Annotated in this window: 10 protein-coding genes and 1 pseudogene; 5 read left to right on the forward strand and 6 right to left on the reverse strand. The window is 65.9% G+C overall.

Annotated features, from left to right (window positions below; translation table 11 throughout):
• Window positions 1-52: 52 nt before the first annotated feature.
• The 3 genes from RFN52_RS29485 (at window position 53) to RFN52_RS29495 (ending at window position 2,080) form a co-directional block, all read left to right on the forward strand.
• A complete protein-coding gene (locus RFN52_RS29485; RefSeq protein ID WP_425579482.1) occupies window positions 53-1,258 on the forward strand; it encodes a S8 family serine peptidase in 1,206 nt (401 codons plus the stop codon).
• 93 nt (window positions 1,259-1,351) lie between these two features.
• Complete coding sequence (locus tag RFN52_RS29490; protein ID WP_097221214.1) at window positions 1,352-1,690, forward strand: WXG100 family type VII secretion target; 339 nt, start codon at window positions 1,352-1,354, stop codon at window positions 1,688-1,690.
• Window positions 1,691-1,777: 87 nt separating this feature from the next.
• Complete coding sequence (locus tag RFN52_RS29495) at window positions 1,778-2,080, forward strand: WXG100 family type VII secretion target (RefSeq protein WP_031138373.1); 303 nt, start codon at window positions 1,778-1,780, stop codon at window positions 2,078-2,080.
• Between the two features lie 356 nt (window positions 2,081-2,436).
• Here RFN52_RS29495 and RFN52_RS29500 read toward each other — a convergent pair.
• From RFN52_RS29500 to eccCa, 5 genes and pseudogenes are all read right to left on the reverse strand, one after another.
• Window positions 2,437-2,844: pseudogene (locus tag RFN52_RS29500) on the reverse strand (transposase family protein); the annotation flags it as partial.
• Window positions 2,845-2,882: 38 nt separating this feature from the next.
• Window positions 2,883-3,488, reverse strand: coding sequence for a hypothetical protein (locus tag RFN52_RS29505; protein ID WP_311241082.1), 606 nt, complete (start codon window positions 3,486-3,488; stop codon window positions 2,883-2,885).
• Between the two features lie 36 nt (window positions 3,489-3,524).
• Window positions 3,525-5,825 (reverse strand): DUF6571 family protein, encoded by a 2,301-nt coding sequence (locus RFN52_RS29510; RefSeq protein WP_184850603.1) that lies wholly within the window; start codon window positions 5,823-5,825, stop codon window positions 3,525-3,527.
• Complete coding sequence (locus RFN52_RS29515; protein ID WP_184850606.1) at window positions 5,825-6,340, reverse strand: hypothetical protein; 516 nt, start codon at window positions 6,338-6,340, stop codon at window positions 5,825-5,827. The genes RFN52_RS29510 and RFN52_RS29515 overlap by 1 nt, the downstream gene beginning before the upstream one ends.
• A gap of 348 nt (window positions 6,341-6,688) precedes the next feature.
• A complete protein-coding gene (gene eccCa, locus RFN52_RS29520; RefSeq protein WP_184850608.1) occupies window positions 6,689-10,663 on the reverse strand; it encodes a type VII secretion protein EccCa in 3,975 nt (1,324 codons plus the stop codon).
• 320 nt (window positions 10,664-10,983) lie between these two features.
• Between eccCa and eccD the strand changes: the two genes are divergently transcribed.
• The gene (gene eccD, locus RFN52_RS29525) at window positions 10,984-12,489 is read left to right on the forward strand and encodes a type VII secretion integral membrane protein EccD (RefSeq protein WP_184854077.1); all 1,506 of its coding nucleotides are present in this window, start codon (window positions 10,984-10,986) and stop codon (window positions 12,487-12,489) included.
• Between the two features lie 226 nt (window positions 12,490-12,715).
• On the opposite strand, the gene RFN52_RS29530 is transcribed toward eccD, so the two are convergent.
• Window positions 12,716-13,009 carry a DUF397 domain-containing protein gene (locus RFN52_RS29530; RefSeq protein ID WP_184850609.1) on the reverse strand — a complete coding sequence of 98 codons (294 nt, stop codon included), beginning with the start codon at window positions 13,007-13,009 and terminating at the stop codon, window positions 12,716-12,718.
• Window positions 13,010-13,277: 268 nt separating this feature from the next.
• Between RFN52_RS29530 and rpsO the strand changes: the two genes are divergently transcribed.
• Complete coding sequence (gene rpsO / locus RFN52_RS29535) at window positions 13,278-13,565, forward strand: 30S ribosomal protein S15 (RefSeq protein ID WP_003993372.1); 288 nt, start codon at window positions 13,278-13,280, stop codon at window positions 13,563-13,565.
• Window positions 13,566-13,626: the final 61 nt, after the last annotated feature.

Genomic DNA, 13,626 nt, shown 5'->3' on the forward strand with positions numbered 1-13,626 from the left:
CAGCCCACGTGGCGGATTGACTGCGTTCTTCGCAGGACGTGCCGGAAGACGGGTGTCCACCGCGTGCGCGGCACTCGGCGCTTTCGCAATCATGTCTTCGGGGCTGGCTCCGAGTGCGGTCGCGGCAGACGTTCAGTCGAAGCAGTGGTACTTGAACGCGATGAGCGCTGAAGACATGTGGAAGATCAGCACAGGCAAAGGCGTCAAAGTTGCCGTGCTGGACACGGGCGTGAATCCGGATACATCTTCCCTGAAGGGCCAGGTACTCGGAGATGAGGTGCCGGAGATGGTCTCTTACAAGGCCACCGAGGACTACAACGGCCACGGCACCAGCATGGCGGAGTTGATTGCCGGTACCGGCGCCGGAGGCGGCATGCAGGGCTTGGCCCCCGGCGCGAAAATAGTCCCCTATCGAGTACTCTCCAAAGGCGTGAGCAGCGCCGTCAAGAAAAAAACACCTTCGGTCGCCGATGCGATCAAATCTGCGGCTGACAGTGATGCTCAGATCATCAACATGTCCATCGGCACTGACATCATCGATCCAGACGTGGAGAAGGTCGTCAAATACGCCCACTCCAAGGGAAAGCTGATGTTCGCCGCTACCGGAAACAACGCCGAATCAGAAAACTTCATCGGCTATCCGGCGGCCTATCCCTATGTGGTGGGGGTGGCGGCCAGCGATGAAAAGGGGAAAGTGGGAGAATTCTCGGAGTTCGGCAACTATGTCGATCTGGCGGCTCCAGGTCTCAACGTGCCCTATTGGTGCGATGCGACATTCCGCTCGTATTGCGACGACGGCGATGGAACAAGTATGGCAACGGCCATCGCTTCCGCCTCAGCCGCCCTTATCTGGTCCGCCCACCCCGACTGGACCGCCAACCAGGTCCTGCGCACCATGATCGATACAGCTGGCCGCACTTGGGCGAAGGGCGAGCGGAGCAACTACGTCGGCTACGGCGCCGTCCGCCCCCGAAGGGTGCTGGAGAACAGAGACATCAACCCGGGGTCGGCCGCCACCGACCCCCTCAGCTTCGAGAACGGAACCGGCGTCACGGGCGTCACCGCCTCACCCTCCTCTCCCGCATCAACCTCGTCACAGGCCCCCAAGAACCCTTCTGGCGGCCAGACTTCGGCGACTGGATCGACCTCGGAGTCATCCGACAACACCACGATGTGGGTCGCTCTCGGAGCCGCAGGGGCGGTCCTGGTGATCGGGGGCGGCGCCTTCGCGGTGATCCGCTCGCGGCGAAAAGCATGACGACTCACGCATGTCAACCGGTCACACACGACCTATCCGGCGCGATGACGCGCTCGGAATCGAACCACAGCTCTTACGAAGGGGAGTGCCGAAATGGTCGACCGCAAGCTTAATGAAGGCGACGTACAGAGGCTTCAGACCGAGGTTGTCGATCGATACGACAACATCAGGGGATCGCTCGCGAAGCTGCAGGGCACGATCGACATGATCGAGAAGGCCTGGAGGGGACAGGGCGCCCAGGCGTTCAACACGAAGCAGACGGAAATCAACCAGCACATGGTCGCGATCGGCAAGATGCTCGACGACTTCCTCGAGGGCATCAACCTGAACAAGACCGACAAGCGCAACCTCGAAGACCAGATCGAGGCCGACCTCAAGCAGATCTCCGTAGACGACCTCGGTGGAAAGACTTCGGCGCTCAACAGCTACTGAGGCTACTGACGAGCCATCGGCGGCAGCGAACCGCACGCGGTCCGGGCTGCGCAGTCCGGCTGAAATCTGCACAGAAACGAGGGAAACATGTCCGGAGCACACTACGACGAACTCGCCGTCACGTACGGCACCATGGATGCGCTCGCCACCGAGCTCGGCAACCAGGCCAAGAAGCTCGAAGAGGACCTCGAGGCCCTGAAGCAGGCCGTGCTCAACGTGTCCTCGGGCTGGGGCGGCGAAGCGTACGAGGAGTTCCAGAAGAAGTCCAAGCAGTGGGACACACACGCGCGGGGCATCCACCAGGCGCTGGTCAACATCTCGCAGCGAGTCCGCACCGCCGGCGGTGACTACCGAGGCGGCGACCTGAAGGGCGCCAGCTACTTCCAGTAGGAGCGCAAGGTCTGCAAAACCAGGGTGGGCACGCACGGGAGGTGCCCACCCTGTGTTGTACCGCGTCTTTCAGAAATCCTGCGCCACACGTCCGTGGTCTGTCGCGAACGAAGTGTTGACTACTCCGGGTGCCCGAAGTATGGCTACCAAGTCTGCATATGGTCTCTTCCCGCCAAGATTCCTCATACCGAAGTCCCCTATGACCATAACCCGGTTGCCCGAAGCAGCTTCGATCCTCTCGGTCTGAAGGGCGAATACAGATGGTGCGGCAGGAGTTCGCTCGAGCAGCGCCTCGCCGAGACGGAGCTCTCACTTCCCTCCGGGTAAATCCGCACAAATTCCTCCTCCAGGCTGGCCGGGGTGCACACCAGGTGCAGTTTCAGGCCCCAGTAGAAGCGGGAGTGGGAGCGGCAGTAGCCGTAGTTGGCCCAGCCGGCAAGGTCGGAGCGTTTGACGGTCTCGCGGGAGCGGGCGCACTCGACGGGAGTGGAGTCCACGATCCACACATCGTCCAGCCACAGGTCGGTGTCTGCGGCCAGTGACCGGATGGCCCGTTTGACCAGGGGCAGAGCGGCTCGCAGCCGCTTGTTGTAGGCCGGGCGCTGCGGCAGGTACGGGAACATCCCGTGCAGGTGGGCGTGGGCGAAGCGCAGCCATCGGGCCTCGCAGTGGAAGCCCAGCACGGCCTGGGCCACCGCCAGGGTCACCAGCTCGGCATCGGTCAGCCCGACGGCGGCGGGCACAAGGTCCACGGCAGGGCCCAGGGGAGCCGCAACAGCTCCGCACACCGCTGTGTGCGGAGCTACTCGTCGATCTTGGGCGTCATGTCACACTTCGCTTTGGCGTGAGTATACGAAGAGGCATTCCTTGTGAGCTTGATCAGCTCACCGCGCACCGCGGCATCGCTGGAATTTCTCGCCTGTTTCAACTCGGTGGAAACGCTGAGATTGTATTGCCCACCTGGAGCCTTCCCAGCTGAAGTGCATGGAACGAAGATGGCCGCGAACCTACTGGATGCGACGGCTTTATCTCCCGCCGTGAAGGGTGTGAGCGATTTGGTGGATGCTTCGTTCGCAGCTGTTCCTTTGACCCATTGAGTCCAGCTCTTTGCCGGCTCGTCTTCCATCAAGCGTGCTTCCACGACCAGTAGCTGTTTGCCGCCCCCAGAGACGAAACATGAGGACTCATAGGTGGTGTCCGTGACGTCAACGCGAAGGCGCGCCTTTTCGTTGAAGGAGTACGAGGATTGCTCCGGTAGTACCTTCGTCAAAGCGTTGACCGCGCTGGACGTGGGACCCAGAGAGGAGCATACTTCTCCTGCTTCAATCTCACCCTTCTCTCTGAAGGGTGAGATTTTGTAAGAGTACGCAAAGCCTGCGAAGAGAGCCAAAGCGACCACAGCTCCCACGATGAAAATCATCTTTGGGTGAGTGAGTCTCAATTTTCAGCCTTCCGAATCGAGTTGCCTGGGAATTCCCTCGCCATCGAAATAGTCATGAATCTTCGTGCGAGCGCTGTCGAATCCACTCTCTGCTGCAGTTCCCACGGAGGCCTCGATGAGTGGATAGCTATGGCCGGAATTCTTTCCTGCTTTTTGAGCCGCTGCTTCGACGGCGGCGTAGGTCGAGGACTTGGTGTCCTCAACCTTTTCACCGTTGCGGTAAACGACCTCTCCCGAGCTGTCCTTCAGTGAGCCCTCGGTGATGCCGCTGATGATTTCGTCGGCAGCTGTGCCGGCCAAATCTCCGATGATGACGCCACCTGGGCCAGTGGCCGGTGTTGCGGCCATACCGATCCCAATGCCGACAATGGCGCCACCCCAAGTGCCGATACTCTCGATCTTGGCGTTGTAGTCGGCATCCTTTGTGCCGCCCTCCAGTTCGCTCTCATAGGCTCGACCTGCGCCGATCATGCCCTCGATCTGCCCGGCGGTTCGGGCGATGTCGTCAATTCCTTGCTTGAGGCGATCTTGCTCATCAAACGCCGGGTCGTTGGCATATACCTCGGGATGCTCGAAATGGTACTGCATCAATTGTGTCGTGTAGCTGGTCTGCCCCAGATTTACAGCTGCATAACTGTCGGGGTTTCTGCCGAGTGTGTAGAGGAAGCGCGTGGTATCCCTTTCGCTCAACTCTGCTGCTGTTCCTGCGATGGGGAAAAGCTGCGCCTCTCCCTTACTTCCGGCATGAAGTCCGCGATGAATATCAGGCATGTATTCAGCAGCGATCTGCCCCATGCTGTCTGACATATAGTTGTTCTTAGTGAGGCGGGTCGGATCTTCCGAGATGGATGACACGAGGCTCTGAGTAATCTTGGCCTGGTCGGCATTGTGGGGCGGCGTATCCTTCGTCGGCATTTCACCCGCCGGATGCCCCGTAGCGGCGGCCTCCAGCGCCGCAGCAAGATAGTTACGCCCTGCGATGCTGTCCTCGCCCTTGTTATCCGTGTCCTGCGTCCAGTCACGCTCCTCGAACAGGTAGTCAAAGTTGCTAAGAGTCCTCTTTCCCTCCTTCCCGTCACCGTCAGTGTCGTGTGTGAAGTCATGGTCCTCGTCCTTCGTGACAAAGGTGCCGTTGAAGAATTCCGTAGCCGCATCCGGGTTGTTGGACAGCCCCTTGAGGTACCCAGTCATCGGGTCCCAGCCCGAGTCGGTACCGGTGCGGTTGAGGAGCGGGTCGCCGCCCGTGCGGGTCCAGGCCCCGTGGCGCCCGTTGCCCGTGAACTTCTTCTCCGTCTCGATCACCTTGTCGCCGTAGTCGGCGAGGAATCGGTCGTCGTAGTTGCCGAACCGCATCAGGTTGGTCATGACCTGCACCCCGAGAGGGAAACCGCCGTTGCGCCCCACGGGCTTGTCCGCCAGGTCGGTCATTCTGTACTTCCAGTCCGACATGTCGGCGCTGTCGCTCTGTGATGCCGTGGCAAGCGTGAGACTGAGGTTCTTCTGCAGGTCGTCAAACTTGTCGGACCGCTTATGGCCCAGTTCCCAGGCGCTGTGCGGATCGTTGACACCGGTCCAGAAGTTGAGCGTCCCGTTCGGTCCGAGGCTCGTGGCGAAGCGTTCCGCGAACAGTTCGTCGTCCGAGTAGTCCTTCAGCCCCTTGTTGAGCCGGTCGAACTCCGCGGGGGTGAGGTCCTCTGGCTTCTTCTTCGCCAGCCTGGCCAGCTCGTCCGCTCTCTTGATCGCGTCGGCCGCCTCGTCCCGGCTGTTGTAGTTGGCATCCGAGAAGCCCAGCCTGCTCTGGTCGGCAATGGCCATGAGGACCGTACTGGCTGTCTTGTCGCTCTCGGTGGCCTTGTCGAGGATCTTCTGGAGCTCGTCTCGAAGCGCGGTGATCTCGCCTTTGTTGTCCTTGTCCTCCTTGGCGCGACCTTCCGGCGGGACATCCGTGGTGACGGTGAAGCCGCCTTCGTAACCGATCACCGTCAGCTTCTTCAGACGGCCGCGTTCAATGGCATCGAGGAGCTGCCCCTTGTAGCCCTTCAGCTCGTTCCGGGTGTCTCTGAGGATCTTGTAGATGGAGTCCGCCTGGCCGTGTGCGTCCTTGAACTCCTCGGTCGTCTTGCCGATGAACTCCTTGGAGACGTCGGCGTTGACACCCGCCCACTCGGCCTTGTTGGCAGTGCCTCGAAGGCCCTTCTCGGCTTCTTCCTTCAGTGTCTCCAGGTCCTTGACCATCGTCGACCAGTCGTCGACGGCATCGTCGAGCAAACTGAAGTCGGCTTTGCGAAGGGCGTCGAGATCCATTAGCCCTTGCCCTTCTTGTTATCGGGTTCGCCGTAGACCGAGTTCTGCTTGCCAGGGGGGCCGACACGCTCGTCGAAGCCAGCGTCCAACAGGTCGATGCTGCTCATCTGCCGGCGGATGTAGCCGTCGTCGTCGGCGTGCAAATTCTTGGTGACTCGCATGTGGTTTGAGATGTGTGCGCACGCGTCACGGAGGGAGGACAGCTGCTGGTCCCAGCGGAGCGCCACGTGTTGGAGCGCGCCGCCGAGGGCGAATCCGCCCTTTGTCAGGGTTCCGGCGGCGCTCTCGCTGGTGGGGACCGCTCTGCGCCCCTTGTTCCACAGATCGTCGTACAGGTCGAAGGCATTCTGGCCGATCTTCGCCAGATCCTTCTGGCTGACCTTCAGGTCGCCGTATTGGTTGGGATCTGGTGCAGGCCGACCGCCGTTGCCGGGATCCAGCTGGTTCAGTTGCATCCGGGTTGAGCCGTCCTGAACTGCCTGCGACTTCAGCTGCTCCCATTCATCCCACGCCATCGCGTCGGACCCCTTCCCCGTGTCCCCGTAAAGCCGTCCGGTGGACGGTCATTCTGTCGAACGCGTAACGGACCAGGCCCGTGAGCCTCGTTCAAGCGAGTCTCGGACGCCACACACTTTTCCCTCAAGTCACATCTGAGCCGCGATCGCAAACCTCTACGCAACCATCCTCAATCATTGCCACAGCTCAGACGAACGTCACGATCCGCTTGGACCGACACCTCGAGACCGACGGGTCGGTCGCCTCCGGATCCCAGAACGGACGCTCCTGACGTCCACCATCACAGCACCCGCCGTACGGATGCCGGTGCCGAGCCAACGGGAGCAGGAAGACCCCCACCCCAACCATCACAACAGCCCCTCCGGACTCAACCCCACCTGCACCAGCGGCCTCCCCCTCCGCCGAGACACAAAGACCCCCCGCCCCGCAGGCATAGGCCGCGGCCGGACCCCGCCGAGCAGGTCCCCCTCGCCCGGATCGCCGGCCAGGACGACCCCCTGCGCGCCCAGCTCCTTCACGCGCTGCATGAACGCCTCGTAAGCTGCCCGCCCCGCGCCCGCCGTCGACCGCGCGATGATGAACCGCACGCCCACGTCCCGGGCGAACGGCAACAGCTCCGTCAACCCAGCCAGCGGATTCCCGCTCGACGTGGCCACCAGGTCGTAGTCGTCGATGACGACATACACCGTGGGTCCGCGCCACCAGGTCCGGTCCCGCAGCTGCTGGGCGGTGACGTCGGCTGTCGGTGTGCGGCGTTTCATCAGGTCGGCCAGGGCGGCCATGTGGTGGTCCATGGAGTTGGACATGGGGATGTATTCGGCGAGGTGCGACGACGGCGTCACGTCCAGTAGCGAACGCCGGTTGTCGATGACGAACAGCTTGGCCTCGTCGCCGGAGTACCGCTGCGTCAGCTGCTGGATCAGCAGGCGCAGCAGGTTCGACTTGCCCGACTCGCTCTCGCCGAAGACGAGGAAGAACGGGTCCTGCTCGAAGTCCACGAACACCGGTTCGAGGTTGTCCTCGTCGAGGGCGAAGGCGACGCCGCGACGCGGGAAGCGATCGCCCGGAGGAAGCTGATCGGCCGGGAACTCGCGGGGCAGCAGACGGACTTCAGGGGCGCCGGGGGCCTGCCAGTGCCGGGAGACCTCGGTTGCGAGGGCGGCTGTGGCGTCCGCCAGGTCCGTGTCGGAGGTGAGGCCGTCTATGCGCGGCACCGCGGCCATGAAGTGCAGCTTCTGCGGCGCCTGCCCACGGCCGGGCACTCCGGCCGGGACGTTCGCGGCCACCTTGCGGTCCAGCTCGGAGTCCATCGTGTCGCCCAGCCGCAGCTCCAGGCGGTTCATCAGGTGGTCCTTGAGATTGGCCCTGACCTCCATCGAGCGCGAGGCCGTCAGGATCAGGTGGACGCCGTAACCGAGACCGCGTGCCGCGATGTCGTGGATCACCTGGTCCATCGCATCGTAGTCCGCGCGGAAGTTGCCCCAGCCGTCGATGACCAGGAACACGTCACCCCAGGGCTGATCCGTGACCGAGATCTCGCCCCGGGCCCGCCTCGCCCGGAAATCCGCGATCGAGGCGATGCCCGCGGAGCGGAAGTACTCCTCACGGCGGTTCAGTACGCCGTACACCTCGGCCACCGTGCGCCGCACCCGCTCAGGATCCAGGCGCGAGGCGACCCCGCCCACGTGCGGCAGTCCGGCCACCGCCGCCATGCCGCCACCGCCGAAGTCGAGTCCGTAGAACTGCACTTCGTACGGTGTGTGCGTGAGCGCGAACGCGGAGATCAGGGTGCGCAGCAGTGTCGACTTGCCGGACTGCGGGCCGCCGATGATCTGCATGTGGCCGGCCGCGCCGGAGAAGTCGACCCAGAGCGGGTCGCGGCGCTGCTCGTAGGGCTTGTCCACCAGGCCCGCAGGTACGACCAGGCGGCCGGCGCCCTCGTAGCCCGGCTGCGTGAGGCCGCGGCCCTGCACCGCAGTGAGGCCGGGCAGGAGCCCGTCGAGCGGCGGCGGGCTGTCCAGCGGCGGCAGCCACACCTGGTGGGCCGCCGGACCCTGGGCCTCCAGCCGGCGCACGATCACGTCGAGCACGGTGTCGGCGAGCGCGTCGTCGACCTCAGGGCCGTCCGAAGCCGAAGGGCGCTGCTGCGGCACCGCCACGTACTGCACCGGCACCTCGGCCGCCGTGAACAGCACCGGCCGCCGGTTCATCGGCAGTGGGCCGCCGCTCAGCCCGGCTCGCTGTGTGCCCGAGCGGTACACGCCGGAGACGTAGGCCGCCTTGAAGCGCACCATCTCGTCCGTGCCGAACTTCAGAAGTCCGGAGCCCGGGACGTTCGGCAGCTCGTAGGCGTCCGGCACGCCGATCGCCGCGCGTGACTCGGCGGCGGAGAAGGTGCGCAGACCGACTCGGTACGACAGGTAGGTCTCCAGACCGCGCAGGCGGCCTTCCTCCAGACGCTGCGAGGCCAGCAGAAGGTGCACACCGAGCGAGCGGCCGATGCGGCCGATCTGCACGAACATCTCGATGAAGTCGGGCTTCGCCGTCAGCAGCTCACTGAACTCGTCGATGACCAGCACCAGCGACGGAATGGGCCGCAGGGCGGCACCGGCCGCGCGGGCCTTCTCGTAGTCGTGGATGTTGGCGTAGTTGCCGGCGTCGCGCAGCATCTCCTGGCGGCGGTTGAGCTCGCCGCGGATGGAGTCGCCCATGCGGTCGACCAGGGTGAGGTCGTCGGCGAGATTGGTGATGACGGCCGCGACGTGGGGCATCTGCGCCATGCCGGCGAAGGTCGCGCCGCCCTTGAAGTCCGCGAGGACGAAGTTCAGCGTCTCCGACGAATGGGTGACCGCGAGGCCCAGTACCAGGGTGCGCAGCAGCTCCGACTTGCCGGAGCCGGTGGCACCCACGCACAGGCCGTGCGGGCCCATGCCCTCCTGCGCGGCCTCCTTGAGGTCCAGCATCACGGGGCGCCCGTCCTCGCCGACACCGATCGGCACCCGCAGCCGCTCCGCCAGCGACCTCGGCCGCCAGGTGCGCTGGGTGTCGACGGACGCCGCGTCACCGAGGTTCAGCAGATCGGTGAACTCCAGGTTGGCGAGCAGTGGTTCGTCGTCGTCACCGCCCGAGGCCATTCGCAGCGGGGCCAGCTGGCGAGCGAGGGCTTCGGCCGACTCGTAGGAGAGGACGTCGGGGGTTCCTTCGTAGACGACACCGTGTCCCGACTCCAGGTGCAGCGCTTCGGGCCGTACGACGATGGAGAGTTCGCCGCCGCCCGTGATGAGCTCGCCGGGGACCACCTCGAGGACGGTGACGCCCTGGAGCCCCTCGGGATTGGCCAGGACCGAGTCCGGCGGCAGGGTGAGGCCGTCGAGTACGACGACGATGTGGGGCTCCTCCGGCAGGGGCGCAGCGTTCGGGTGGAAGCGAGGGCGGCCGGTCAGCCGGGTGGCGAGGAGGTTCTCCAGTTCGCGGCTGTCGCTGTCGATCAGCCTGCGGCTGCCCGCTCCGTCCACGGCGCCGGGCGCCTGGACGTGCGGCAGCCACTTGGCCCACTCCCAGTGGGGCAGGGCCTCGCGTCCCGCGGCCACCACGATGAGCAGATCCTCCGGGGAGTGCAGGGCGGCCAGTGAGCCGGTGATGGCCCGGGCGGAGGATCGTACGGACTGCGGATCGCCGCTGATCGTGACGTGATAGAACGCCCGCAACGAGACCGCCATGGGCAGGTCGTCCAAGGTGCTGTGGACCGCGAGGAAGCGCTGCATCGCACCGGCGGTCAGCGGCTCCAGCTGCTCGACGGGGGAGGTTTCGGGGGCGACGAGGGCCCTGGCGAGCGCCTGCGCTCCGAGGCCGATGCGGACCTGGGCGAAGTCCTCGTCGCCGGAGCGCCGTTCCCAGACCCGGCTGCCCTCGGCGACCAGGGCCCACAGCTGTTCGGGGGAGGGGTGGAGGAAGTACTGGGCGTCACGCTGTGCCTTCGCCGTGTCGACGGCCGTGCGCCGGGTCTGCGCCAGGTAACTCAGGTAGTCGCGGCGCATGTCCGCCAACTCCCCCTGGGAGCCGCGGCGGAAGCGGATCACCATCGCGACGGACATGGCGATGGTCGAGGCGATCATGACCATGCCCATGATCCTCATGAACGGCTGCCCGCTCGTGAAGAAGAAGACCACCGAGCCACCCATGCCCAGCGTCGGCAGGAGTTGCATCAGCACGCTCTCCCGATGACCCCGCGGAAGTTCCGGTGGAGGCTGCAGGATGATGTCCTGCGTGGACACTTCGGACGGCAGCACCCGAGGCGGGCGCTTCACGACGATGTGGCTCACTGGCATCCATTCCCTCGACCAGCCCGAGAGTCCGTCCGCCGCCCCGTGTCAGGCGGACGCAGGCCGCCGCGCGATCCTACTGACTCACCTGGTCGCAAGGGGCGATAGGGTGCCGGAAGTTCGCGTCGGCACACGCGAGTTGAGCCGGAGTAAGCGGGGCATTGCGGCGGATCCCGCCGACTGCCGGAAGCCCCGGCGGACGGCACGAAGGGCTGTTCCTGCGACCTTGCCGCACGATCGGTCACCGGGGACAGGAACACCGCGTAGGACGTCCATACCGTAGGTAGAGAATCATCACTGAGGGGGAGCAGCAGGTGAGCATGACGGCCTCCGCGGCAGCCACGGGAGGGGGACCCGGTACGGGAACTTCCGCCGGGGCGGCCACGGGTCTCGGTTTCTGCCGCGTCACCATCGTCGCGCCCGACAGCCGGATCGACGTGGCGCTGCCCGACGACATCCCGGTCGCCGACCTTTATCCGGAGATCCTCACTCTCACCCGGCAAAGTCCCGTCGAGGGCGCCCCCGTCGGCTATCACCTGGTCCGCCGGGACGGCACCGTCCTCGACAGTGCACGTTCCTTCGCCGCCCAGCGCATCCTCGACGGCGAACTCCTCGCGCTGCGCCCGTTCTCCGAGTCGCTGCCGCCCGCCGTCTTCGACGACGTCTCCGAGGCGGTCGCATCCGCCGTGACCCGCGAGCGGACCTTGTGGGGCGGCGACTTGACGCGCGCGGCGGGCCTTGTCGGGGGAGGCGTCCTGCCGGTCCTGCTGGCCTTCGTGGCCTGGACGGGTGACCCGCGGCACGACATGCACAGCCTGCCCGGCATCCTCGCCGGCGTCGCGGGTGTCCTCCTGGTCGTCCTGGCCTGCGTGCGTGCCCGGGTCTACGACGACCGGGCCTCGGCCATCGCGTTGGGGCTCGGCGCCCTCCCCAACGTCGGCGTTGCCGGCTCGGGTCTCCTGCCGCTCGCCGACGGACAGGGCATCGGCCGGCTCCAGTTCCTCCTCGCCTGCGCGGCGGTGCTGCTGGCCTCGGTCCTGCTCACCCTGTGCTCGCCGAGCGGGGACGGCCCGTTCGTCGGCTTCGTCGTCGCCTCCGCCATCAGCCTGATCGCCGTGTTCGCGGCGATCCTCGCCGACTGGACGCCTTCAGAGATCGCCGCCCTGTGCGCCCCGATCGCCGTCGGAGGCCTGGCCTTCCTGCCGGGGCTGTCCATGCGCTTCGCCCGGCTCCCGATCGGCTTCGACACCCCGAACACGGCCCCGCGCAGCGCGTACGACACAGACCCTGCCCCCCAGGAGCCGGTCGACGCCGAGCGGGTCGCCGCCCAGGCGCGGCGTGGACACGAACTCCTCGTCGGTCTGGTGGGCGGCTGCGCGCTGCTCGCCGTCGGCTCCTCGGCGGTCCTCGGGTTCTCCGAGAACGTCTGGGCCCAGCTCCTGGCCCTGGCGACCGGCCTGGCCATGCTGATGCGCGCCCATCTCTTCCGGTACACCGGCCAGGTGGCCCCCGTCCTGGCTGCCGGTCTCGCCTCTCTCGTACTGCTCGGCCTGGGGCTGGCACTCAATCCGCCGCACTCGATCGTCCGCGAGGCCCTCACGGGCGACCGCAGCGACCTCGACCTCCGGACCATCTGGCTCGTCGCGGCGATCGCCGTGGCGGCCGCGCTCGTCACGACGATCGGTCTGACGGTCTCGCGCGGCGGCCTCACTCCGTTCTGGGGACGTTTCCTGGAGATCGCCGAGGGCTTCGTGCTGCTGACACTGGTGCCGCTGACCCTGGCGGTGTTCGACGTGTACTCGGCAGTGCGCTCGATGACCAGCTGAGCCTCGCCCCCGCTGCCCTGCGTGCCCATCCGCTTCATCCGACGGCGGATCCACCAGGCCCACGGGAAGAGTCGAACGACGCCGCGGGGCGCCGCGGGACCGTTTCCCGCTCACTCGGACGCACCGCCGAGCGCCACGAGGCAGAGCCGCACGCGGGCTCGTCGGCTCGATCACCGGGTCGCCGGGGAGTGCCCGACGACCCGGTCAGGGCTGCCGCACCCACCCGTCACTCCGGGGCAAGCTCTCCATCGTGCCGCCCCGGCTCAAGATCGAACTCCCCGTCACGAGCCCCCAGCACGAACGCCCGCCACTCCGCCTCCGTGTAGCGCAGCACCGTGCCCGGGTCGAGCGAGGACCGCATCGCCACGGCCCCCTCGGGCAGGTAGGCGATCTCGACCCGCTCCTCGTGCGCCTCGGTGCCCGGCGCGCTGTGCCACTCGACACCGGAGATGTCGAGGGCGTAGAGCTCGTCCCGCTCCCGCTCCTTGCGTGCCTTGATCTCCTCAGCCGTCTCCGCCATGCCGCAGCGACCCCTTCCCGACGTACGAACGATCCGAATCTGCTCACCCTAGTGGCCCCCTCCGCTCCGGCCGGGGGGTTCGAAAGACCAGGGCAAAGAGGACCCCGGCCGCCTGGTACCCTGGTCGACGGCCGTTTGTGTACGCACCCCCGGAGCTCGCCGCTCTGGAGGCCGCGCCCAGCGGATCCCCGCCTTCCGAGTCATGGAAGCTCCCCCGAGACACAGACCGGGGGCACTCGGTGGCCATCACAGACTACGAGGAGTACGCGTGCCGCTCGACGCCGCTACGAAGAAGCAGATCATCACCGAGTTCGGCCAGAAGGAGGGCGACACCGGCTCCCCCGAGGTCCAGGTCGCCATGCTCTCGCGCCGCATCTCGGACCTGACCGAGCACCTCAAGACCCACAAGCACGACCACCACTCCCGCCGTGGTCTGCTGATCCTCGTGGGTCAGCGTCGCCGCCTTCTCCAGTACCTGGCGAAGAAGGACATCCAGCGCTTCCGCGCGCTGGTCGACCGCCTCGGCATCCGCCGTGGTGCGGCGGGCGCCAAGTAAGACGCCGTGAGGGGAGCGGTTCCCGGAGAATGGGGGCCGCTCCCTTTGCTGTACGTGCGGA

Origin of the sequence: Streptomyces collinus, assembly GCF_031348265.1 — a bacterium.
GTDB lineage: Bacteria > Actinomycetota > Actinomycetes > Streptomycetales > Streptomycetaceae > Streptomyces > Streptomyces collinus.

Excerpts from the sequence above, each read along its gene's own strand:
- RFN52_RS29495 (WP_031138373.1), top strand. The coding sequence starts at position 1,778 with ATGTCCGGAGCACACTACGACGAACTCGCCGTCACGTACGGCACCATG.
- RFN52_RS29490 (WP_097221214.1), top strand. The coding sequence starts at position 1,352 with ATGGTCGACCGCAAGCTTAATGAAGGCGACGTACAGAGGCTTCAGACC.
- eccD (WP_184854077.1), top strand. The coding sequence starts at position 10,984 with ATGACGGCCTCCGCGGCAGCCACGGGAGGGGGACCCGGTACGGGAACT.
- RFN52_RS29530 (WP_184850609.1), bottom strand. The coding sequence starts at position 13,009 with ATGGCGGAGACGGCTGAGGAGATCAAGGCACGCAAGGAGCGGGAGCGG.
- RFN52_RS29515 (WP_184850606.1), bottom strand. The coding sequence starts at position 6,340 with ATGGCGTGGGATGAATGGGAGCAGCTGAAGTCGCAGGCAGTTCAGGAC.
- RFN52_RS29510 (WP_184850603.1), bottom strand. The coding sequence starts at position 5,825 with ATGGATCTCGACGCCCTTCGCAAAGCCGACTTCAGTTTGCTCGACGAT.